The organism is Novosphingobium sp. APW14 (assembly GCF_032337075.1).
Classification (GTDB): domain Bacteria; phylum Pseudomonadota; class Alphaproteobacteria; order Sphingomonadales; family Sphingomonadaceae; genus Novosphingobium.
Genome location: NZ_JAVYAB010000003.1, coordinates 51,450 through 72,854, shown reverse-complemented (window position 1 = coordinate 72,854; position 21,405 = coordinate 51,450). Strand labels below are relative to the sequence as shown.

At 62.1% G+C, this 21,405-nt stretch carries 18 protein-coding genes and 1 pseudogene; 5 read left to right on the top strand and 14 right to left on the bottom strand.

The window, feature by feature from the left end; genetic code table 11:
• Window positions 1–7: 7 nt before the first annotated feature.
• The 5 genes from RQP55_RS04910 to RQP55_RS04890 all read right to left on the bottom strand — a co-directional run bounded on the left by RQP55_RS04910 (window position 8) and on the right by RQP55_RS04890 (window position 5,365).
• Window positions 8–181 (bottom strand): Flp family type IVb pilin, encoded by a 174-nt coding sequence (locus tag RQP55_RS04910; protein WP_315609073.1) that lies wholly within the window; start codon window positions 179–181, stop codon window positions 8–10.
• 90 nt (window positions 182–271) lie between these two features.
• Window positions 272–2,290, bottom strand: coding sequence for an NAD-dependent DNA ligase LigA (gene ligA, locus RQP55_RS04905; RefSeq protein ID WP_410000270.1), 2,019 nt, complete (start codon window positions 2,288–2,290; stop codon window positions 272–274).
• A gap of 51 nt (window positions 2,291–2,341) precedes the next feature.
• Window positions 2,342–4,006, bottom strand: coding sequence for a DNA repair protein RecN (gene recN, locus RQP55_RS04900; protein ID WP_315609071.1), 1,665 nt, complete (start codon window positions 4,004–4,006; stop codon window positions 2,342–2,344).
• A 48-nt stretch (window positions 4,007–4,054) separates the two neighbouring features.
• Window positions 4,055–4,489 carry an Rrf2 family transcriptional regulator gene (locus RQP55_RS04895; RefSeq protein WP_315609070.1) on the bottom strand — a complete coding sequence of 145 codons (435 nt, stop codon included), beginning with the start codon at window positions 4,487–4,489 and terminating at the stop codon, window positions 4,055–4,057.
• Window positions 4,490–4,567: 78 nt separating this feature from the next.
• A complete protein-coding gene (locus RQP55_RS04890) occupies window positions 4,568–5,365 on the bottom strand; it encodes an outer membrane protein assembly factor BamD (protein WP_315609069.1) in 798 nt (265 codons plus the stop codon).
• Between the two features lie 168 nt (window positions 5,366–5,533).
• Between RQP55_RS04890 and RQP55_RS04885 the strand changes: the two genes are divergently transcribed.
• Window positions 5,534–6,217, top strand: a complete 684-nt coding sequence (locus RQP55_RS04885) for a hypothetical protein (protein WP_315609068.1) — start codon at window positions 5,534–5,536, stop codon at window positions 6,215–6,217.
• Window positions 6,218–6,248: 31 nt separating this feature from the next.
• Here the strand turns inward: RQP55_RS04885 and RQP55_RS04880 are convergent, their stop codons facing one another.
• A complete protein-coding gene (locus RQP55_RS04880) occupies window positions 6,249–6,776 on the bottom strand; it encodes a KUP/HAK/KT family potassium transporter (protein ID WP_315609294.1) in 528 nt (175 codons plus the stop codon).
• Between RQP55_RS04880 and RQP55_RS04875 the strand changes: the two are divergent.
• Window positions 6,768–6,935, top strand: a pseudogene (locus RQP55_RS04875) (winged helix-turn-helix domain-containing protein); the annotation flags it as partial. The gene RQP55_RS04880 and the pseudogene RQP55_RS04875 sit on opposite strands and share 9 nt — an antisense overlap.
• 50 nt (window positions 6,936–6,985) lie before the next feature.
• Here the strand turns inward: RQP55_RS04875 and lepA are convergent.
• Window positions 6,986–8,803, bottom strand: coding sequence for a translation elongation factor 4 (lepA, locus tag RQP55_RS04870; protein WP_315609067.1), 1,818 nt, complete (start codon window positions 8,801–8,803; stop codon window positions 6,986–6,988).
• 611 nt (window positions 8,804–9,414) lie between these two features.
• Entirely contained in the window at window positions 9,415–10,431 is a 1,017-nt protein-coding gene (locus RQP55_RS04865) for a PAS domain-containing protein (protein ID WP_315609066.1), read from the bottom strand.
• 251 nt (window positions 10,432–10,682) lie between these two features.
• Between RQP55_RS04865 and RQP55_RS04860 the strand changes: the two genes are divergently transcribed.
• Together RQP55_RS04860 and RQP55_RS04855 are read left to right on the top strand one after the other, a co-directional pair.
• Window positions 10,683–11,993, top strand: coding sequence for an FAD-dependent oxidoreductase (locus RQP55_RS04860; protein WP_315609065.1), 1,311 nt, complete (start codon window positions 10,683–10,685; stop codon window positions 11,991–11,993).
• Window positions 11,994–12,087: 94 nt separating this feature from the next.
• Complete coding sequence (locus tag RQP55_RS04855) at window positions 12,088–13,842, top strand: D-aminoacylase (RefSeq protein WP_315609064.1); 1,755 nt, start codon at window positions 12,088–12,090, stop codon at window positions 13,840–13,842.
• 60 nt (window positions 13,843–13,902) lie between these two features.
• Here the strand turns inward: RQP55_RS04855 and RQP55_RS04850 are convergent, their stop codons facing one another.
• The 5 genes from RQP55_RS04850 to RQP55_RS04830 all read right to left on the bottom strand — a co-directional run bounded on the left by RQP55_RS04850 (window position 13,903) and on the right by RQP55_RS04830 (window position 18,885).
• Window positions 13,903–14,979 (bottom strand): DUF2855 family protein, encoded by a 1,077-nt coding sequence (locus RQP55_RS04850; RefSeq protein WP_315609063.1) that lies wholly within the window; start codon window positions 14,977–14,979, stop codon window positions 13,903–13,905.
• Between the two features lie 80 nt (window positions 14,980–15,059).
• Window positions 15,060–16,178 (bottom strand): DNA polymerase III subunit beta, encoded by a 1,119-nt coding sequence (gene dnaN / locus RQP55_RS04845; RefSeq protein ID WP_315609062.1) that lies wholly within the window; start codon window positions 16,176–16,178, stop codon window positions 15,060–15,062.
• 153 nt (window positions 16,179–16,331) lie between these two features.
• Window positions 16,332–17,081: a 3-oxoacyl-[acyl-carrier-protein] reductase gene (fabG, locus tag RQP55_RS04840; RefSeq protein ID WP_315609293.1), complete on the bottom strand. Its 750-nt coding sequence runs from the start codon at window positions 17,079–17,081 to the stop codon at window positions 16,332–16,334.
• 11 nt (window positions 17,082–17,092) lie between these two features.
• On the bottom strand, window positions 17,093–18,028 hold the full coding sequence (gene fabD / locus RQP55_RS04835; protein WP_315609061.1) for an ACP S-malonyltransferase: 936 nt from the start codon (window positions 18,026–18,028) through the stop codon (window positions 17,093–17,095).
• 44 nt (window positions 18,029–18,072) lie between these two features.
• The gene (locus tag RQP55_RS04830; RefSeq protein ID WP_315609060.1) at window positions 18,073–18,885 is read right to left on the bottom strand and encodes an LD-carboxypeptidase; all 813 of its coding nucleotides are present in this window, start codon (window positions 18,883–18,885) and stop codon (window positions 18,073–18,075) included.
• A 53-nt stretch (window positions 18,886–18,938) separates the two neighbouring features.
• Here RQP55_RS04830 and RQP55_RS04825 point away from each other — a divergent pair, with 53 nt between their 5' ends.
• A complete protein-coding gene (locus RQP55_RS04825; protein WP_315609059.1) occupies window positions 18,939–20,348 on the top strand; it encodes a glutamate ligase domain-containing protein in 1,410 nt (469 codons plus the stop codon).
• Here the strand turns inward: RQP55_RS04825 and RQP55_RS04820 are convergent.
• Complete coding sequence (locus RQP55_RS04820) at window positions 20,337–21,287, bottom strand: DUF808 domain-containing protein (RefSeq protein WP_315609058.1); 951 nt, start codon at window positions 21,285–21,287, stop codon at window positions 20,337–20,339. The genes RQP55_RS04825 and RQP55_RS04820 overlap by 12 nt on opposite strands.
• Window positions 21,288–21,405 lie beyond the last annotated feature (118 nt).

Below are 21,405 nucleotides of genomic sequence, written 5' to 3'. Positions count from 1 at the left end.
GAATGGCTTACTTGGTGGCTTCGAAGACTTTGCGTGCCGTCGAGTTGAAGGAATTGGTCGTCTCGTTCCCAAGACTGTTCACTGCAGCAAAAATGCCAATCACGATCAGCCCCAGGATCAGGCCGAGCTCCACCGCAGCCGTGCCCTGCCGATCGCGCAGCAGCTTCTTCAAGAAAGACATTTGCCACCCTCCCTTTGCAGCCTTGGCTGACAAGCTTCGGGATTGATTACCTTTCTCACCTTAACATCAGGTTAGGCCAGATCAGGATTTCTACCCGGCCGAACGGACGATTTCAGCCCAGCCAGCTTCGTCGATCACTGGAATGCCAAGCTCGGCAGCCTTCTTGAGCTTGGAGCCGGCACCCGGTCCGGCCACCACCAGGTCCGTCTTGGCCGAGACGGATCCGGCCGCCTTGGCCCCCAGCCGTTCAGCCTGGGCCTTGGCCTCGTCGCGGCTCATCGTTTCCAGACTACCGGTGAAGACCACGGTCTTGCCGGCCACTTCGCTGTCCTTCGTTTCCACCACGTAGGGCGGCGGCGAGACTTCGCCCAGCAGGTCTTCCCAGACCGCGACATTATGCGCCTCGTGGAAGAAATCGCCCAGCGCTTCGGCCACGGCCGGGCCAATCCCGTCAATCCCGGTCAGTTCTGCCAGGGCCTCGGCATCACCGCCATGTGCGGCCTCCGCGATCTGGCGCAGCGCCCCAAGCGTCGTGAATCGCTTCAGCAGATCGCGCGCGGTTACGGCGCCAACGTGGCGGATCCCCAGCCCGAACAGCAGCCGCGCCGCATCGGGCGCGCGCTTGGCCTCGATCGCTGCCAACAGGTTGTCCACAGACTTGTCCTGCCAGCCCTCGCGCCCGACAATCTCACCGCGACGCTGGCGCAGACGGAAGATGTCGGCCGGGCTTTCCAGCCAGCCGAGCCCGAAGAATTCGATGATCGTCTTTTCGCCGAGCCCCTCGATATCAAGCGCCCCCCGGCTGACGAAGTGCTTCAACCGCTCGACCCGCTGGGCCGGGCAGATCAGCCCGCCGGTGCAGCGCACGTCAACCTCGCCCTCCTCGGCCACCGCCTCGCTGTGGCATTCGGGGCAATGGTCGGGGAAAGGATAGGCTTCGCGGGCCACGTCGCGGGTCAGGTTTTCGACCACCTGCGGGATCACGTCCCCGGCGCGTTGCAGGACCACGCGGTCCCCAACCCGCAGCCCCAGCCGGGCTATCTCGTCGCGGTTGTGGAGGGTCACATTGGCGACCACCACCCCGCCGACCGTCACCGGGGTCAGCCGACCGACCGGGGTCAACTTACCGGTCCGGCCAACCTGGATGTCGATCGCTTCCAGCGTGGTCTCGGCGCGTTCGGCCGGGAACTTGTGCGCAATCCCCCAGCGCGGCGCCTTGGCGACAAAGCCCAGCCGCTCCTGCCAATCGAGCCGGTCCACCTTGTAGACCACGCCATCAATATCGTAAGGTAAGTCAGCGCGTTGATGCTCAATGCTGCGATAGTGGTTCAGCATCTGCTCAACGCTTTCGCACCGTACCAGCAAGGGTGAAACCGGCACCCCCCAGCCCGCGATCGCGGCCATCACCGCGCTCTGGGTCTCCCCCGGCACGGCCGAAGCCGCACCCCAGCCGTGCGCCAGGAACCGCAGCGGGCGCGCCGCCGTGACTGCGGCATCCTTTTGCCGCAGTGATCCCGCCGCGGCATTGCGCGGATTGGCAAAGACCTTGTCCCCGCGCGCTTCCTGCGCAGCGTTGAGCGCAGCGAAATCCGCCTTGGCCATATAGACCTCACCCCGGATCTCGAAGACCTCGGGCACGTCGCCGGCAAGCTGCTGCGGAATGTCGGCAATGGTCGCCACGTTGGGCGTCACGTCTTCACCCACCTGCCCATCGCCGCGGGTCGCGGCCTGGACCAGCCTCCCCTGCTCGTACCGCAGCGAGCACGACAGGCCGTCAATCTTGTCCTCGGCGGTCATCGCCACCGGAGTATCGTCAGGCAAGGCCAGGAAGCGCCGCACCCGCGCGACGAAATCGGCCACGTCCTCGTCCGCGAAGGCGTTGTCGAGGCTCATCATCCGCACTTCGTGGGTGACCTTGGCCAGCGGCGAAGCGGCCACCTCGTGCCCCACCTGCCGCGATGGCGAATCCGGGCGGATCAGGTGCGGATAGCGGGCCTCCAGCTCGGCATTGCGGCGCACCAGCGCATCATAGTCCGCGTCCGAAATCTCGGGCGCGTCCTCGGCGTGATAGCGCTTGTTGTGATAGGCGATCTGCTTGGCCAGCCGCATCAGCTCATTGGCGGCGTCCGCTTCGGAAAGATCAAAAAAGCTGCTCACCGCTTACACCCCTTCGAGCAGCCTGTCCGCCTGGGCTCGCGCTTCGGCGGTGACCTCTGCGCCCGACAGCATCCGCGCGATCTCTTCCTGCCGCCCGCCGCTATCCAGCAGCACGACCGAGGTGCGCGTAACCGTGCCCTCACTCGACTTGGCGATCATGTAATGCTGGCTGCCCCGCGCGGCGACCTGCGGGCTGTGGGTGACGGCCAGCAATTGCCCGCCACAGGCCAGCCGCGCCAGCCGTTCGCCGATTGCGCTTGCCACAGCGCCGCCCACGCCGCGGTCAATCTCGTCGAAGATCACCGTCGCCGCGCCGCCCTGCTCGGCCAAAGCAACCTTGAGCGCGAGGATGAAGCGCGACAGTTCACCGCCAGAGGCGATCTTGTTCAGCGGGGCGAAGTCCGCACCCGGGTTGGTTGAAATCAGGAACTCCACCGCGTCGATCCCCGCCGCGCCCCAGCGATCCTCGGGCAACGGGGTAACGCTGGTGCGGAACTTCGCGGCATCAAGCTTGAGCGGAGCCAGCTCTGCCGCAACTGCCGCATCAAGCTTGCCCGCGGCGGCTTGTCGCGCCGCGGAAAGGGCTTCGGCCCGCGCCCGGTATTCGACCGCCGCCGCCGTGGCCGCTGCTTCCAGTGCCGCCATATCCGCCTCGCCGCCCTCAATCGCATCGAGCGCGGCGCGCAGCCCGCGCATCTTCGCCGGCAGTTCATCAACCGTGCACTGGTGCTTGCGCGCGGCGGCGCGCAGATCGAACAGGCGGGTCTCGATCCGGTCAAGCATGGCCGGATCGTGGTTCAGCGCCTCGGCCGCGCGGGCTAGCCGGTCTTCGGCCTCGCTCGCTTCGATCACCGCACGGTCAAGCGCAGCCAGCGCCTCGCCCAGCAGGGGATGCTCGCCCGCGATCCGGTCCAGCCGCCGCGCCGCGCCGCGCAGGGCGGCCAAGGCCGAATCCGATCCGGCCCAGAGGTGCTGCAGTTCAGCCAGATCGCCGGAAAGCCGCTCGCCCTTCTGCATATCGGCCCGGGCACCGGCCAGTTCCTCTTCCTCGCCTTCGACCGGTTCAAGCGCAGCAAGTTCGGCCAGGTGGGCAACGATCAGGTCCCGGTCCGCCGCCGCCTGATCCAGCGCCGATCGCGCCGCATCCAGGGCGTCGACGCGCATGCGCCATTCGCGCCAGGCCCCTTCAACCGCCCCAGCATCACCGCCGCAATAGCGATCCAACAAGGCGCGGTGGCCGCGCGGATTGACCAGCCCGCGATCGTCATGCTGCCCATGCAGCTCAACCAGCGCTGGCGCCAGTTCGCGCAGCAGGGCCACGCCCACCGGCTGGTCATTGATGAAGGCCTTGGAACCACCGTCGGCCTTGACCCGGCGCTTGAGGATCAGCGGCTCGCCCGGTTCAACGTCAACTTCCGCCTCGGCCAGCGCCGCCCGCACGAGATCGGGCAGGCGGGTAAATTCAAAGCTGGCAGTGACGCTGGCCTGATCCTCGCCGGCGCGAACCAGCCCGGAATCGGCCCGGTCCCCCAGCACCAGGCCCAGGGCATCGAGCAGGATCGATTTGCCCGCCCCGGTCTCACCAGTCAGCACGCCCAGCCCGCCCGCGAAATCCAGGTCGAGCGCCTCGATCAAGACAACATTGCGGATGGAAAGACGGGTCAGCATGTTCGCGGACTGTTCTAGCGGCTGATCGCGCGCAGGGCAAACCCCGCCTCAACTCTCTGCGAAGGGCGGCTCCAGCGTGATCGGATCGGCCAGGCTCATCCGGTCAAGCATCGTCGCCATCTCGTCGCGCAGGGTCAGCATCAGCCCGCGCAGGCGGCATTCGGCTTCGGGCAGGCAGTTCTGGCAATGCTCGTGCGCGTTGCGGCTGGCACAGGGGACCAGCGCCAGGCTGCCGCGGGTCAGGCGGATGATGTCGCCATAGCGGATGTCGACCGGCGGCAGCGCGAGTTCATAGCCGCCATCACGCCCGCGGGTTGAAACGACCAGCCCTTCCCGCCCCATTTCCGACAGGATCACGGTCAGGAACTTGCGCGGGATGTTTTGCGCCTCGGCGATCGCATCCAGCCGGATCGGCCCCTCGCGATAGTGATCGGCAAGGTGCTGCAATGCGCGGATGGTATAACGGGTCTTCTGCGACAGCATGGGACGCTATCTCAGCGCCCACCGCGCCCAATTGTCAACCTTTGGAGTAGAACTCTGTCCGCAGACAGGTGCGCTGGATCAGGCCGCCGGGGTATTCGGCGCGTACTTCTGCATCAGGTCAAAGGCCTTCTTGTACCACTCGCTGCCCGGGTAGTTCGAACCGAGCACCGCTGCGGCCTTCTGCGCCTCGGCCGGAACGCCAATCGCCAGGCTGCTTTCAACCATGCGATACAGCGCCTCGGGCGTGTGGCTGGTGGTCTGATAGCTGTCGATCACGTTGCGGAAGCGCAGGCTGGCTGCCAGCCAGCGGCCCGAACGCTGATAGAACCGGCCGATTTCCATTTCCTTGCCGGCCAGGTGATCGTTCACCAGGTCAATCTTCAACCGCGCATCGGCGGCATAGCGGGTGCCGGGATAGCGGCGCACCACTTCGTTCATCGAATCGAGCGCCAGGCGGGTGATCTTCTGGTCACGGCTGACATCGCTGATCTGCTCGTAATAGCTCAGCCCGATCAGGTAATAGGCATAGGGCGCATCGCGGTTGCCAGGGTGGATCGAGAGGAACCGCTGCGCCGACTGGATCGCCTTGGTGTAATCGCGCGCCACGTAATAGGAGAACGCGCTCATCAACTGGGCGCGGCGGGCCCAGGGCGAATAGGGATGCTGGCGCTCCACCTCGTCAAACAGGGCGGCGGCCAGCTTGGTGTCACCGCGATCGAGCCGATCCTTCGCCGCCATGTAGAGCGTATCGACATCGCGCGCGACGAAGGCGGTATCCTTGGCCTGATTGCCTCGCCCGGCGCACCCGGCGGTAACCAGCATGGCCACAGAGGCGGTGGCGATAAGGGCGAGCTTGATCGGCGAGCGGGCGTTCATGCGCCAGCCTATAACCGCCACGCACCTGAACGCCAAGTGAAGTTGCCACACTTATGCCGGGTGTGATTGCGCCCGCGCCCCCCGCCTCCGCCAAAACCATTTTCCTACACCCCCGCGCTTGAGTCATGGTCGCAGGTTGCCTCCCCCCACCCGGAGAACCCCCGCCCGATGACGATCGACAAGCGCCAGCTCCCCGCCGCCCCCGGCCAGATCCCCGATTTCACCACCGTCCCGCGCGAAAAGCAGCGCCACGACGGCTGGACCGAAGACCGCCAGCGCCGCTTTATCGAGGCGCTCTCGCTCACCGGCAGCGTCAAGGCCGCCGCCCACCGCGTCAACATGACGCCAGAGGGCGCCTACCTGCTGCGCCGCCACCCCCAGGCCGCCAGTTTCCGCAAAGCCTGGGAAGCCGCCCTCGCCCTTGGCGTGCAACAGCTTGAGGACGTGGCCCTCGAACGCGCGCTCCACGGCACCGAAGTGCCGGTCTATTCCTATGGCAAGCTGGTCGGCAGCCGGATCAAGCACAATGACCGGCTGCTGATGTTCATGCTGAAAAACCGCGCCCCCACCCGCTTCAACGCCCAGGGCCAGGTCACCGCTCGCGCCAACAGCATCGGCGACCCCGGCCATGCGACAGAGCTATCCCGCCTGAAGAAGAAGTGGCGCAAGGAATGGGAAGCCGAACGGCTGGCCGAGGACCAGGCCAGCGAAGCCGACACCTTTGCCGCAATCGACGCCCTGATCGACCAGATGCGCGAACGCACCCTCGCCGCGATGAGCGCCAAGACCCGGCGGCTCTACGAGGCCTATCTGGAAGCGCAGCGAGAGGATGCGGTCGGTGGGGGTGAGTGATGGAAATCTGCCTTGGTGTGGTCTGACTTGTTCAAATCCGTAATTGACTGCCCAGTTCGACAACCCGGTTGGCTGGAAGTCGATAGTAATCCATCGCAGATTCGGAAGCCTGAAGCATCCAAGCGAATAACCTCTCCCGCCAGAGGGCCATGCCGGCAACCTCCTTGGCCGCAATCAGTTTCTCGCGTCCAAGGAAATAGCTGGTCCTCATCGGCTCGATCGCAATTCCCAGACTCGAAGCACTCGCCAGATCACGAGGGATGTCGACCTCGTCCATGAAGCCGTAATGCAGAACGATGCGATGAAAACCACAGCCTATTTCGGCATGTTCCAAACGGTCTTCTGCCCCAATTCTCGGCATTTCAGCTACCGCCACGGTCAGTAAAATGACATTCTCATGCAGAACCTGGTTATGTTTTAAATTGTGAAGCAATGCCGCAGGCACGCCATCTTTAGCCGACGATAGGAACACCGCGGTTCCTTTAACCCGATGAACCGACCGCGCGGTGGATCGCACAAAGAGAGCAAGCGGAACTGAAACCGCGTCAAGCTTACTCATGCCCAGTTGCTGCGAGCCGTCTGGGGGCCCGCGCATCAGGATCATGTCGATTATCTGCGCGTGGCGGTACGCGCCCTTCGCCAGAAACTTGAAAACGATCCCGCCAACCCTCTCTTGATCGTCAACGAACCCGGGATCGGCTACCGGCTATCATCGTAGTCCACCCCACGAAGCGCCGCAGATCAGCCAAACCACTATAGTGCCGGGGCCTATTCCTCACCCATCCTCAAGGCCGCAATGAAGGCTTCCTGCGGGATGCTCACGTTGCCGTATTCCCGCATCCGGGCTTTGCCCTTCTTCTGCTTTTCCAGCAGCTTCTTCTTGCGGGTGATATCGCCGCCATAGCATTTGGCGGTCACGTCCTTGCGCATGGCGCTGATGGTTTCGCGGGCGACGACCTTGCCCCCGATCGCCGCCTGGATCGGGATCTTGAACAGGTGGCGGGGGATCAGGTCTTTCAGGCGTTCGCACATGTGGCGGCCGCGGGTTTCGGCGACCGAGCGGTGGACGATCATGCTGAGCGCGTCGACGGGCTCGTTGTTGACCAGGATGCCCATCTTGACCAGGTCGCCCTCGCGCAGGCCGATCTGTTCATAGTCAAAGCTGGCATAGCCGCGGCTGATCGATTTCAGGCGGTCATAGAAATCGAACACCACTTCGTTGAGCGGCAGCTCGTAAGACACCTGGGCGCGGCCGCCCACGTAAGTCAGCCCGGTCTGGATGCCGCGGCGATCCTGGCAGAGCTTGAGGATGCTGCCGAGGTATTCGTCGGGCGTATAGATCGTCGCCTTGATCCACGGTTCGTCGATCTGCTCGATCCGGCTGGGATCGGGGTAGTCGGCCGGGTTGTGGAGATAGATCTCGCGCGCATCGTCGGTCCGGCTGGCGCGCAGCTGGATGCGGTAGACCACGCTGGGGGCGGTGGTGATCAGGTCCAGGTCATATTCGCGGGTCAGGCGTTCCTGGATGATTTCCAGGTGGAGCAGGCCCAGGAAGCCGCAGCGGAAGCCAAAGCCCAGGGCCGCGCTGCTTTCCATTTCAAAGCTGAAGCTGGCGTCATTGAGGCGCAGCTTGCCGATGGACTCGCGCAGCTTTTCAAAGTCCGCCGCGTCAACCGGGAACAGGCCGCAGAACACCACCGGCTGGACTTCCTTGAAGCCCGGCAGAGGATCGCTCGCCCCGCCCTTGGTGGAGGTGATCGTGTCACCCACGCGGGCCTGGGCCACTTCCTTGATCTGTGCGGTGATAAAGCCGATTTCGCCGGGGCCCAGCTCGCTCAGCTGCTCGATCTTGGGGGTGAAGCAGCCGACCCGGTCAATCAGGTGTTCGGTGCCGCCGGCCATGAACTTGACCTGCTGGCCCTTGCGGATCGTGCCATCGACCACGCGGACGAGGATCACCACGCCAAGGTAGGGATCGTACCAGCTGTCAACCAGCATGGCCTTGAGCGGGGCATTGGCATCGCCCTTGGGCGGGGGGATGCGCTTGACCACGGCTTCGAGCACGTCCTCGATCCCGATGCCGGACTTGGCGCTGGTGAGGACGGCTTCGGAGGCGTCGAGGCCGATCACTTCCTCGATCTCGGCCTTGACCTTTTCCGGCTCGGCGGCGGGCAGGTCGATCTTGTTGATGACGGGGACGATCTCGTGATCATGCTCGATCGACTGGTAGACGTTGGCCAGGGTCTGCGCCTCAACCCCCTGCGCGGCGTCGACGACCAGCAGCGCGCCCTCGCAGGCGGCCAGGCTGCGCGACACTTCATAGGCAAAGTCAACGTGGCCGGGCGTGTCCATGAGGTTCAGCTCATAGTCCTTGCCGTCCTTGGCCTTGTACTTCAGGCGGACCGTCTGCGCCTTGATCGTGATCCCGCGCTCACGCTCAATATCCATGTTATCCAGCACCTGCGCCGACATCTCACGCTCGGTCAGCCCGCCGGTGAACTGGATCAACCGGTCCGCCAGGGTGCTCTTACCATGGTCAATATGGGCAATAATGCTGAAATTACGGATACTTGATAGATCAGTCATAAAACTTCCGGAACCTTTCCCCCGCCGTTAGCAGCTAGTCGGAGCACTGTCACCGCCTCGAAAAGCCGTGCGGGTACATTTGCCTCGCGCTTGCGCGGCTCCAGAACCGGCAACAATCTGAAAAGCGATAAGCCAAAGCTGCCCAAGGGCATCGATCGCCAACTCGGGCGATCTTGAACGCCCAATCTAAGAGGTTCTCTGGTCCAATGTACGCTCTTGCAGTTGCGCGACCTGCTTGAACAATTCGTCCCCAGCACTTAGCCCAGCGCGTATCGCTGACCTGTTTGAAGCGATCTAGATCGACCAGGAACATCCCACAGGATCGGTTCGCCGGGCCAGATAGGGAGCCATAATGCACGATCCGCAGCCCATCTTTGTGAGACTATCGCGCTACTGTAATATCCGAGGCATCGCCAAATAGCCCTTGAAATTAGCTGTGCTGGCAAACTGCGCCCGGCCCGCGATTGACGACCATAGCCCTTCATCTCTGCCGGCGGCTTTGAAAGGCAAATCAGCAAAGGTCCCAGGTGCACTAAGGATATGAGGGAGTGCGCGCTCAACCCCCATCATTTTCGCCGTGCTAAAGGATGATCGGCAACTGGAATGGCTGTTTATCCAGCAGGTCGCGTATCATGCGAAGAGGAAAGACGATTCCTCCGGTCATTTTTCTCGCTCACTTTTGCAGCTTGGCTACCGAACTCGTCGTGCAGCGGACGGCCACTGATCGACCACCACCTCTCCTCGCCCGGAAAGTTTGCACGCAGCGCCAACTCGTTGAAAGCAGACCTGGCGGTTAGGTGAAAGGTCAGGGTCCGTTCGCCCTCCTCTGCGTCAGGCTGGAACAACTCGCTGAACGGCTGGCCGATCAGATGCTGCGGGCCCCGCCCCAGAACCTTGCTAACAATCGGCGAGATATAGAGTAGTGCGCCGCGCCGGTCTGTCTCAAAAAACCAACCTTGCCCGCTCTCCTCAAACTCATTGAGCAACTGCTCTGCCCGCAGTTGATTGTGCCGTCGCTGCCGCTCTATTTCGGCCGCGACGCGATCGCTGCGAACTTGCCTGATGGCGGCATGGATCCCAATTGTGGCGCCTCCAGCCAGGATCAAAACCATCTTCAAGTTGCCTGCAACCAGCGCAACGCCAAGCCAGATTGACACTGTCGCCGCCAATATGCTGGCGCTCCGACGGTTTAAGATTACCGCCGCCAACGCTGAGACAATTATTGGCGCGCTGATGGTATCACGCCAGTTGATCATGGGGACCTTTTCAGTCCACCAACCGATCGCCATGCCAAACAGAAGCATCGGCATGCTGATGTGGAGACCGTGAAGGATCTGGCGGCGCAGCTCATCATGGCTGCGCAGCTGTTCACGTGCGTTGACGCGCCGTATAGTCCAAACCAGCCAGATCGCTACCGCAAGCAGAGCGATACTTGTCAGGCTCAGGACAATGCCGTTCGAAGCTGCAGTGACCAGGCCAACAGCAGCCATGACTGGCGCCATCAACCGCCAATTGTCATCGACTAAAGACCGGTCGTGAACAGCATTGCGCTGCCGCGCTCCGCCCTGCGCAGAAAGGGCTGGCCTTGGTTCCTTATTGGTGTGCTTTGCGACCATTTCCTGCGGCAAATGCCAGAATGGCTTTGCAAAAGCGTTAAGCTCATGAAAGGCTATGGCATTACCAAAAGGGCACAGCCGTGATGACTAATCCTCAGGCGCGGGTTGCAATGGGCCGATAGGCGAGGCATCCTGTTCGCTGAAACAAGGACGGAGAGGCTGGTATCGGGTTAGGCAGGTGAGCCCGGCAGCGCTGACGCGCTTTCGATCTTGCGGATGTCTGGCCAGGATCGGCCCCGTACCAGCGGGAGGCAGACCGGTTCATGCGCCACATCGCGATTATCGGCTCGGGTCCTGCCGGATACTATACCGCCGAAGCAGCGCAGAAGCAGTGGGGGGATGATGTCCGGGTGGATATCTTTGATATGCTGCCGGTCCCCTATGGCCTGATCCGCACCGGCGTTGCACCGGATCACCAATCCATCAAAGGCGTGTCCCGGCGCTATGAAGGCACGGCACTGTCCGATAATGTCAGGTTTGTCGGCAATGTTACGATCGGTGAAGACCTAACGATTGCTGAGCTACAGGGTCTCTATGACGCAGTGGTCCTGGCCACGGGCGCGCCGAATGACAAGCCGGCAGGCATCCCTGGCGAAGGCCTCAACAATGTATTTGGTAGCGCCGCTTTTGTTGGCTGGTACAATGGCCACCCGCAATTCGCAAAGCTGGGCCCCGACCTGACGGGCAGCACCGCCGTGGTGATCGGCAACGGCAACGTCGCACTCGATGTCGCACGGATCTTGGCCAAGTCCGCAAGCGAGTTCACCGGCAGCGATATCGTTGCCCATGCACTCCACTCGCTGCAACGGTCGCGCATTTCCCGGATTGTTATCCTCGGACGCCGCGGACCGCATCAGATCGCAATGACGCCCAAGGAACTGGGCGAGTTGGCGCATCTGCAACGCGCCTGCCCACGGGTCGATCTCGCCGACCTGCCGGCTGACGGCGAAGACCTGTTCCTTGAACCCGGCCAACGCAAATCCGTGAGCCACCTGCGCAGCTACGCCGCGATCCCGGAGGAGTTTCGCGCTGATAAGCCGGTGGAGATCGACTTCGATTTCTTCGCCAGCCCGCACGCTATCATGGGCGATGGAAAGGTCGGCGGGATCGAAGTGGAACGCACCGTGCTTGACGCGGACGGTCGTGCGAGCGGTACGGGTGAGATCTACACGATCCCCTGCAGCCTGGTCGTCACCTGCATCGGCTATAAAAGCAGCCCGATCCCCGGCGTACCGTTTGAGGAAAGCGCCGGCCGCTTTGCCAATGACGACGGCCGCATTTTACCCGGTCTATACTGTGTCGGCTGGGCGCGACGGGGACCTTCGGGAACGATCGGCACCAACCGTCCAGATGGCTTTGCCGTGATCGAACTGATCGCTGCAGACATCGGTGACGGCGCCGACAAGGTCGGTCGGTCAGGCTTTGATGCACTGGCTGAGGCACGCGGACTTGATGTCGTCACATTCCGCGACTGGAAAAAGATCGAGGCCGCAGAAGAACAGCGCGCCCGCGATGGTGCCCCGCGTGAGAAATTCGTCGATGTGGCCGATATGATTCGGGCCTTGGGGGAATAGCACCCGTTCTCTCCTTGCCCCCATCCAGAAGCCATGTTTTAATCGCACGGTTAAAGGCGCGTACCCTGAGAGTCGCGCCCAGTGGAGAGAAGCCATGCCCAGTTACGACCTGATCATTCGCGGTGGCACGATTGTCGACGGTACCGGCGAAGCGCGCTTTACTGGCGATGTTGCAATCAAGGGCGGTCTGATCGCGGCAGTCGGCACCTTCAAAGGCGACGCCACAGATGAGATTGACGCCACCGGTAAGATCGTAACGCCGGGCTTTGTAGACGTACACACCCACTACGATGGTCAGGCAACCTGGGATCAGGAAATGGCCCCTTCATCGTGGCACGGTGTGACCACAGCGGTGATGGGCAATTGCGGTGTCGGCTTCGCACCGGCCGCGCCGGATCGCCACAACTGGCTAATCGGGCTGATGGAAGGTGTGGAAGACATTCCCGGGACGGCACTCGCAGAGGGGATGAAATGGGATTGGGAAACCTTCCCCGAGTACCTTGATGCGCTTGAACGCTTGCCGCGTTCGATCGACGTTGGCACACACGTACCGCACGGTGCAGTACGCGCCTATGTGCTGGGTGATCGTGAACAACCCGGAGCGATCCCGACAGCTGATGATATCCAGAAGATGGCTGATATCGTCGAGGACGGGGTGCGGGCCGGGGCGCTCGGCTTTTCCACCAGTCGGACGGTGCTACACCGCTCGATCGACGGCGAAGTCGTGCCCGGCACAACGGCGACCAAAGAAGAGTTGATCGAGATTGGCCGTGCAATGGGCCGCGTCGGCCACGGCGTGTTCGAGATGGCGAGTGATATGCGCCGCGAATGGGATGAGTTCGGCTGGATGGGTGCTCTCAGCCGCGAAACCGGCTTGCCTTGCACCTATGCAGCGCTGCAATCGATCGCCAAGGAAATGCCGCTTGACGAGCAGATCGCCTGCATGCGCGCCGAGAACGATAACGGTGCCAATATTGTCGCCCAGATCGCGCTGCGGGGGAACGGCATCATCATGGCGTGGCAAGGTACGGTCAACCCATTCCGCCTGCGCCCAAGCTTCCAGGCCATTTCCGAACTGCCGTGGGAGCAGCAGAAGGCCAAGCTGCTTGATCCGGCGTTCAAGGCAAAGCTGCTGTCCGAGCAGAACGACTTTTCGCAGGTCAACCAGGACATTATCGGTCTGATCATGGTGGTCTGCGGTGGCTGGACCATGCAATTCGAAATGGACCCGGACTTCAACTATGAGCCGCAGGCAGACGAAAGCATCGCCGCCCGCGCCGCCGCTGCGGGCGTTTCGGCTGATGAATATGCCTATAACCTGCTGTGCCGCGATGAAGGCAAGGGTTTCATCTACCTGCCAATCCTCAACTACGCCGATGGCAACCTCGATTTCCTTGAGGCCCTGCAGTATAGCGACGATACGGTAAACTCGCTGTCCGATGGCGGGGCACATTGCGGCACGATCTGCGATGCGGCCAGCCCCACCTTCATGCTCCAGCACTGGGTCCGTGATCGCAAGCGCGGCGGCAAGATCAGCCTTGAAAACGCAATCAAGCGTCAGTGCCGCGACACGGCTCGGCTCTATGGCCTGGACGATCGCGGGATCATTGCCCCGGGCTACCTTGCCGATCTCAATGTCATCGACCTCGACAAGGTCAAGCTGGGCAAACCCTGGCTGGCCTTTGACCTGCCCGCTGGCGGCAAGCGTCTACTGCAGAAAGCCGAAGGCTATGTTTGCACGATCAAAACTGGCGTTGTGACCTTCAAGGATGGGGCATGGACCGGTGCCACCCCAGGCGGCCTTATCCGTGGCCCCCAGCGGGCAGACCTGCTGGAAGCAGCGGAGTGAGCTTTACCCTTCAATCGCCATCCCTGCGAAAGCGGGGATGGCGATTGTAAATCAACTTCATCAGGGCCGGATCACGATCCCCACCGCCGGGTCGGCCTTGCCACCAAGCGTCGCCAGATAGGCGTCTCGCGCAGCTTGCAGGCCGTGGCGGACGTCGATTGTCAGTGCTCCACCGGCTTCGGCGATAAAGCGCAGCCAGCTCTCGCCCACAGCTTCACCAAAGGCCTTGGTACCAAGCGCCTTGATCGCTGCCACCGCATGGTCAGGAGCGAAAAACAGAACTGGCGCAGGCCCTGGCAACGGACCATTGTCCTTGCCAAACCCGGCGCCAACATGGGTTGCCCCGACGGTGCAGGAATACTTGAGGTTATCACCCAGTATGGTGTGCACGCCGTGGATCAGCGCTGCATTACCAGCAAAATCCACCAACACTGAGGTCAGCTGCGGCAGACGGGGCAGGTCGTCGTAAGCGATCACTTCATCATAGAACCCGCTGCGCTGCACGAAATCGACGTTCCCGACCGAAGTCAGGCCGATGCGTTTGATCCCCGGCGAGCGATGACGCGCGACAGAGGCAAGCCCCATTGCTGTTTTGGACGAGGCCGAAGTCATCACGACTGCCTCCGCCGCGAACCAGCGCTCACGACGCATAAAGCTCTCGATCAGAAAGCCGGTCTTGAATAGCGGTCCAAAAATCATCCGCTCTCCCTCACGCATCGGATCGTGTTCGGGATCAGCGGCAAGGCGGCTATACTGATTGTAAATTGGGCTCATTGGTTGGCGATGAGCCGCTGCATCGGTGAAGCCGCTGGCGCTCACCCCCGCAGGCAGTACATCAAGGCTGTTAGCCATCGGTAGATAACCGTAAACACGTTCATCCACCACGATGTCCGGGTGGCGGCTTTCAGTGACCACCGCATGCCCCCACATTGGCACTACGCCCCAGCCCCCCTCTCCCGGGAAGAAGTTCCAGTAACCGAAAGCATCGCCCGCGACGGCATAGGTCACATTGTTGGCGGTGACCGAGAAGCTCTCCACTTGCAACCGCACCTCGCCATCACCAAGCGGCGCATCGCCGTGCTCAGCGATGCGGGTTTCAGCGAGCGCATTGCGCTTTACCTGGACGGTCGTGGTCATGGTTCTCTCCCGGAAACGAATTGGGCGCGCCGATCGCGGCGCGCCCATTCAATCAAGCCTATGGGGCCAGGTAAAGCAGATTAGACGCGCATCGGCATCAGCACATAGAGCGCCGGGCTCTTGTCATCCTGACGGATCAGGGTCGGCGCACCAGCATCGGCCAGGTGCAGTTCAACCGTATCGCCTTCGATCTGGCCAAGGATATCCTTCAGGTAGCCGGCGTTGAAGCCGATTTCGAACCCGCTCGACTTGTAATCAGCCGGGACTTCTTCCGAAGCCGTGCCATTGTCGGGCGAGGTGACCGAAAGCGTCACGCGATCCGTATCGAGCGCCATCTTGACCGCGCGGGTCTTTTCGGTGGCAATAGTCGCAACGCGGTCCACACCTTGCCAGAAGCTTTTCGGATCAAGCCGCAGCAGCTTGTCATTCCCGGTCGGGATGACCCGGCTGTAATCGGGGAAGGTGCCGTCAATCAGCTTGCTGGTCAGAACTACACCGTTTTCGCCACCCAGGGTGAAGCGGATCTTGCTGGCCGACAGGTCAATCAGAACATTGGCATCCTGCGCTTCTTCCAGCAGCTTGCGCAGCTCGGCCACGCATTTGCGAGGTACGATCACGTCGGGCATACCTTCAGAGCCATCCGGGCGCTTGATCGTGAAGCGGGCCAGGCGGTGCCCGTCAGTCGCGGCGGCCTTCAGCTCATCGTCGCTGACATGAATGAAAATGCCGTTGAGGTAATAGCGCGTTTCCTCCGTGCTGATCGCAAAGCGGGTGCGATCAATCAGCTGGGCAAGCGTGGCGGCTGGCAGCTCAAAACTGGTCGGCAGATCGCCTTCGACGATCACCGGGAAATCATCGCGCGGCAGGGTTGGCAGCGAGAAGCGGCTACGGCCTGCCTTCACCGTCATGCGATTGTCGGCAGTTTCCAAGCTAACTTGGCTGCCATCGGGCAGCTTGCGGGCGATATCGAACAGCAGGTGCGCCGAGACAGTGATCGCACCTGCGCCTTCGACCGAAACGGCGCCAAGCGTTTCGACCACTTGCAGGTCAAGGTCGGTCGCCATGATCTTCACTGTGCCGTCCGAAGCAGCTTCGATCAGTACGTTTGACAGGATTGGGATCGTGTTGCGCCGTTCAACGACGGACTGCACGTGCGACAGGCACTTGAGAAGCGTCGCGCGTTCGATGGTGGCCTTCATGATCGGTCTTTCGTCCCCACAAGACGCACAGCCGGAATCGGCCGCAGCGCCGGAAATTCACTCGACCGTTCTTAGCGCTGGGGGGCCACCGGGCAAGTTTACCGCATCCGATTCCCGGCTAAACTGGGGATAAATCCAGCGTTCCGGACTGGATTAGAGCATCGCCATCCCGCCATTCACATGCAGAGTCTGTCCGGTGATGTAGCCGGCTTCCTTGCTGGCAAGGTAAGCCACGGCCGCACCGATATCCTCGCCCTCGCCCATCCGACCCATCGGAATCCGGGCGTTAAGCGCATCCTTTTGCGCGTCTGGCAGCACGTCAGTCATGGCGGTGCGGATAAAACCTGGCGCCACACAGTTCACCGTAACCCCGCGGCTGGCGATTTCCTGGCCGAGCGACTTCGACATGCCGACCAGGCCGGCCTTGGCGGCGGCATAGTTCATCTGCCCGGGATTGCCGGTTGCGCCAACCACGCTGGTGATGGTGATGATCCGGCCAAAGCGCGCCTTCATCATAGGCTTGGTTGCTGCGCGCATCAGGCGGAAGGCGGCTTCAAGATTAACCTTGATGACCTGTTCCCATTCCTCGTCCTTCATCCGCATGGCCAGGTTGTCGCGGGTGATCCCGGCATTGTTCACCAGGATATCGATCTTGCCGAGCGTATCGACCGTGGCGGGAACCAGGTGTTCGACCTGTTCGGCGTTAGATAGATCACAGGTGATCTCGACATGGTCATGACCATAGGTGTCGTTCAGCTCTTCGCGGAAGGCGCGCAGCTTGCCAGGATTGGTGCCCGACAGCGCCAAACGCGCACCCTGCCGTGCCAGCGCATGACTGATTGCCGAGCCGATGCCGCCAGCAGCGCCAGTAACAAGAGCAGTCATTCCGGAAAGATCGAACATACGGTCCATGATCACAGCTCCTTCACCAGCGCTTCAATATCGGCCATGCTGACCACGCTGGTCACGGTTACATCGTTAACAGTGCGGCCAATCATCGGGCCCAGCACCTTACCGCCCAGCTCAACGAACGTTTTGACCCCAGTTGCATGCATGGCAATCACGCTTTCGCGCCAGCGGACCCGGCCGCAGACCTGCTCAACCAGCAAACGCTGCACATCGGCCGGATCACTGACCACGGCGGCCGTGACATTGGCATATAGCGGCACCCACAGCGTGCCGGGTGGTGTCTTGCCGAGTGCCTCGGCCATGGCATCGGCCGCAGGCTGCATCAGCGTGCAATGGAACGGAGCAGAGACCGGCAGGGCAACGCCGCGCTTGATCTCGAAATCCTTGACCAATCCGATCGCCCGCTCAATCGCGCCCTTGTGGCCCGATAGCACGACCTGAGTTGGGTCATTGTCATTTGCAACAGTGCATACTTCGCCTTCGGCCGCAGCCGAAGCCAGCTTCTGCGCCTTGTCGATATCGGCACCGAGGAGAGCGCACATGGATCCAACGCCCACCGGCACCGCGGCCTGCATCGCCTGTCCGCGCAGCTTCAGCAGGCGCGCCGTATCGGCCAGAGTGAATGCCCCGGCCGCGCAAAGAGCGGTATATTCGCCAAGACTATGGCCAGCCACAAAGCTTGCCTTGTCGGCCAGGGCGATGCCACCCTCCTTTTCCAACACCCGCAGCACGGCAATGGCATTGGCCATGATCGCAGGCTGCGCGTTCTCCGTAAGGGTCAGGGTTTCTTCCGGCCCTTCGCGCATGATAGCGGAGAGTTTCTGGCCGAGGGCGTCGTCAACCTCTTCAAATACTTCGCGCGCGATGACGCTGGCTTCGGCAAGATCAGCACCCATGCCGACCTTCTGGCTGCCCTGCCCCGGAAAAACGAAAGCTCGCATGGTCCACTCCCTTGGCTTCGCTCCCGCGCCTATTGGCTGGCAGCTCAGCGGGCAAGCCCGAAGGGTACAATCTTGTTGTCGATATCATGGCCGATGTCGGCTGTCCCGAGGAACGGAATCGCATGGCGCTGGCACCAATGCCGCGCAATTTCTTCCGGTTCTGCGCCAAAGGGGCGATCATTCTCAGGCACCTCGCTGATACGGCCCAGTCGCAGCCCGGCGATCCCGCCAAGGTGCACAGTCAGGTTGAAAAACAGCCGATCTACCGCGTAAAGGTATTCGCAGACCTCTTCCACCTGCACCACATGGCCGGCCAGCCCAGGCATGAGCGGCGTGCCGCACAACATCGTCAAGGTCATCAGGTTAAAGGCAACGCGCGGCTGTCCATCTTGCGCAGGCTCTTCACCTGACCGGTCGCCCGAAAACCAGGCAAGGGAACGCCGGACGGCCGCATCGCCCCCTGCCCGCCGGATATCCGCAGGCATGGGCGCATGGACCGGCAGGCCGATACCATTGCGATAGAGCCCGCCCAGCAGCGTGCCGCCGTCCGAATAACCAAGAAACAGCTTGTCCTGCGCCGCATTATCGAACCTTGCCAAGGCATCCTCGGCTATCCGCGCCGCGCCATAGCCGCCGCGTGCAAACCATACTGCGTCAAAAGCAGGATCGTTGGCGCATTCCACCAAGGCATCCCGCCGCGCTGCATCGGGCCCAGCGAAGTGTCCCTCACTCAGAAAGCACTGAGGATGGAAGTGAAGCTTAACTTGGGGAAACTCGGCTAACGCCAAGGCCAGGACGCGATCGGCATCTTCCTTGGCAAAGGCGGCAGAGGGGGCGCAAATCGCTACATTGGGCATGACGCTTCCTAACCTGGTTGTCAGGCGAGGCAAGGGCGCATACCGGAAGGAGTATGAGCGAACTTACTCTGCACCCCTGGTTCTTCTGCGGCATCGGCGGCTCTGGCATGCTGCCGCTGGCACTGATCCTCAAGGGCCACGGCGCCACCGTGGCCGGGTCGGACCGAAGCCGTGACCAGGGCCGAACACCCGAGAAGTTCGCCTGGTTGGAGCGCGATGGCTTCAACTTGTTCCCGCAGGATGGCAGCGGCATAACCTCGGCAGGCCAGGTGCTGGTTGCCTCGGCAGCGATCGAAGATACCGTGCCTGAAATGGTCCGTGCCCGTGAACTGGGCTGCGCGCGGATGAGCCGTGCCGAATTGCTCGCGCGGCTATTCAATGCGGCTCCGCGCGGGGTCGCCATCGGCGGGACCAGTGGCAAGAGTACCGTGACCGCCATGACCGGCTGGATCCTGACCAGCGCGGGCCACGATCCCACGATCATGAACGGCGCGGTGATGAAGAACTTTGTCGCGCCTGCTGCTCCGTTTGCTTCAGCGCGAGTCGGCAATGGCGACACTTTCGTCAGCGAGGTTGATGAAAGCGATGGCTCAATCGCGCTTTATCGACCGGCGGTGTCGGTGCTGCTTAATGTCAGCCTTGATCACAAGTCGATGGAAGAGCTGCGGCTGCTGTTCGGGGATTTCCTCGCCGCCGCCGAAGTCGCCGCCCTCAATGCTGATGATCCCGAATGCATGGCCCTCGCACCCCGCGCCAAGCAGGTGATCCGCTTCGGGATCGACAGCGTACAATCAGATATCGGCGTTGCGTCCGGTTCAGTTGCCGAAAGTCCCACGTCAATCAGCTCCACTGTCCTGGACCGTCGCGATGGAACAAGCCACGCGCTCATGCTGCAAGTGCCGGGTCGTCACAACCTCGCCAATGCGCTGGCCGCAATTGCCGCTGCCAATGCATCTGGGGTTTCAGTTGCCGAAGCCGTCACCGCGCTTGGTTCATATACCGGACTCGCGCGGCGCTTTGAGATCGTCGGCACCAGCCCATCGGGCGTGACCGTGATCGACGATTTCGGCCACAACCCCGAAAAGTGCGCCGCGACCCTGCGGACACTTAAAGCCCATCCAGGCCGGGTCATCGCCTTCTTCCAGCCGCATGGTTATGGCCCGTTGCGGCAGATGGGGCACGAACTGGCCGAGGTCTTCGCGCGCCTGCTGGGGCCGGAAGACCTGACCCTGCTGTGCGATCCCGTCTATTTCGGCGGTACGGTCGATCGAAGCGAAGGCAGCGAGCGGATCGTCAATCTGATCCGCGAGCACGGCGGAAAGTCGGATTACATTCCGTTGCGGGAAGAATGCGGGCGCCATATGGCCGCGACGGCTCGGCCAGGTGATCGCATTGTCATCATGGGGGCCCGCGATGATTCGCTGAGCCTGTTCGCGCACGAGGTGCTCAACTCAGTGGGCTGACTTACCAAGCATGGCTGGTGCCTTGTGCAAGGCAAAGGCAACGACGGCCCCCAGGATCAATCCAACAATGCCCGAGAGCGTGGAATTGGCCAGCCAGCCAAGCACGCCGCCGAGCGCTCCCGCCGCCCCATGCACAGCGTGTTCAACCGCGTGGATTGCCTCGTAGGGCGGCTTGAAGCCAAGCTTCTTGGCCCCATCGACCAGTATGTGACCACCAACCCATAGCATCGCCAGAGTGCCGATGGCAGACAGAGCAGTGAGCAACCGCGGCATGGCGTGCAGCAAGCCGCGGCCCAATGCCTTGGCGGCGCTGCTGGTGCGTTCCCTAACCATGTGCAGGCCGATGTCATCCATCTTCACGATCAGCGCGACCGCACCATAGACCGCAGCGGTGATCACGATCCCGACCAAGGCCAGTATCATCGCCCGGCTAAGCAGCGGCTCATCGGCAACTTCTGCCAGGGCAATCGCCATGATCTCGGCCGAGAGAATAAAGTCGGTCCGCACGGCACCCGAAACGCGCTCTTGCTCAAAACTGGCCATGTCCTCGATCGGATCTTCCAGCGTCTCGCCATGCTTGGCCCCGCCCAGCTTTTCGAGCACCTTCTCCGCACCTTCATAGCAAAGGAACAACCCGCCCAGCATCAGCAGCGGCGTGATCGCATTAGGAAGGAACTCACTCAGCAGTAAGGCGGCGGGCAACAGGATCAGCAACTTGTTTTTCAAGCTACCCTTGGCGATCTGCCAGATGATCGGCAGCTCCCGATCAGGGGTGAATTCGGTGACATAGCTGGGAGTAACCGCGGCATCGTCGATCACCACCCCGGCGGCCTTGGTTCCGGCCTTGGTCGCGGCCAGACCGACGTCATCAATCGAAGCTGCCGCGGCCTTGGCGATCACCGAAATATCGTCGAGCAGGGCAACGAGTCCGGTTGGCATGACAGCTTAACTCCCCGAGTTTCATGGAAGCGCGCTGCTTGCCAAGCCTTTGCCGCCGCCGCAAGGCTTGCATTACAAGCGCAAACCGCTAAAGGCCGACGCTCCCGGAAGCGATTCC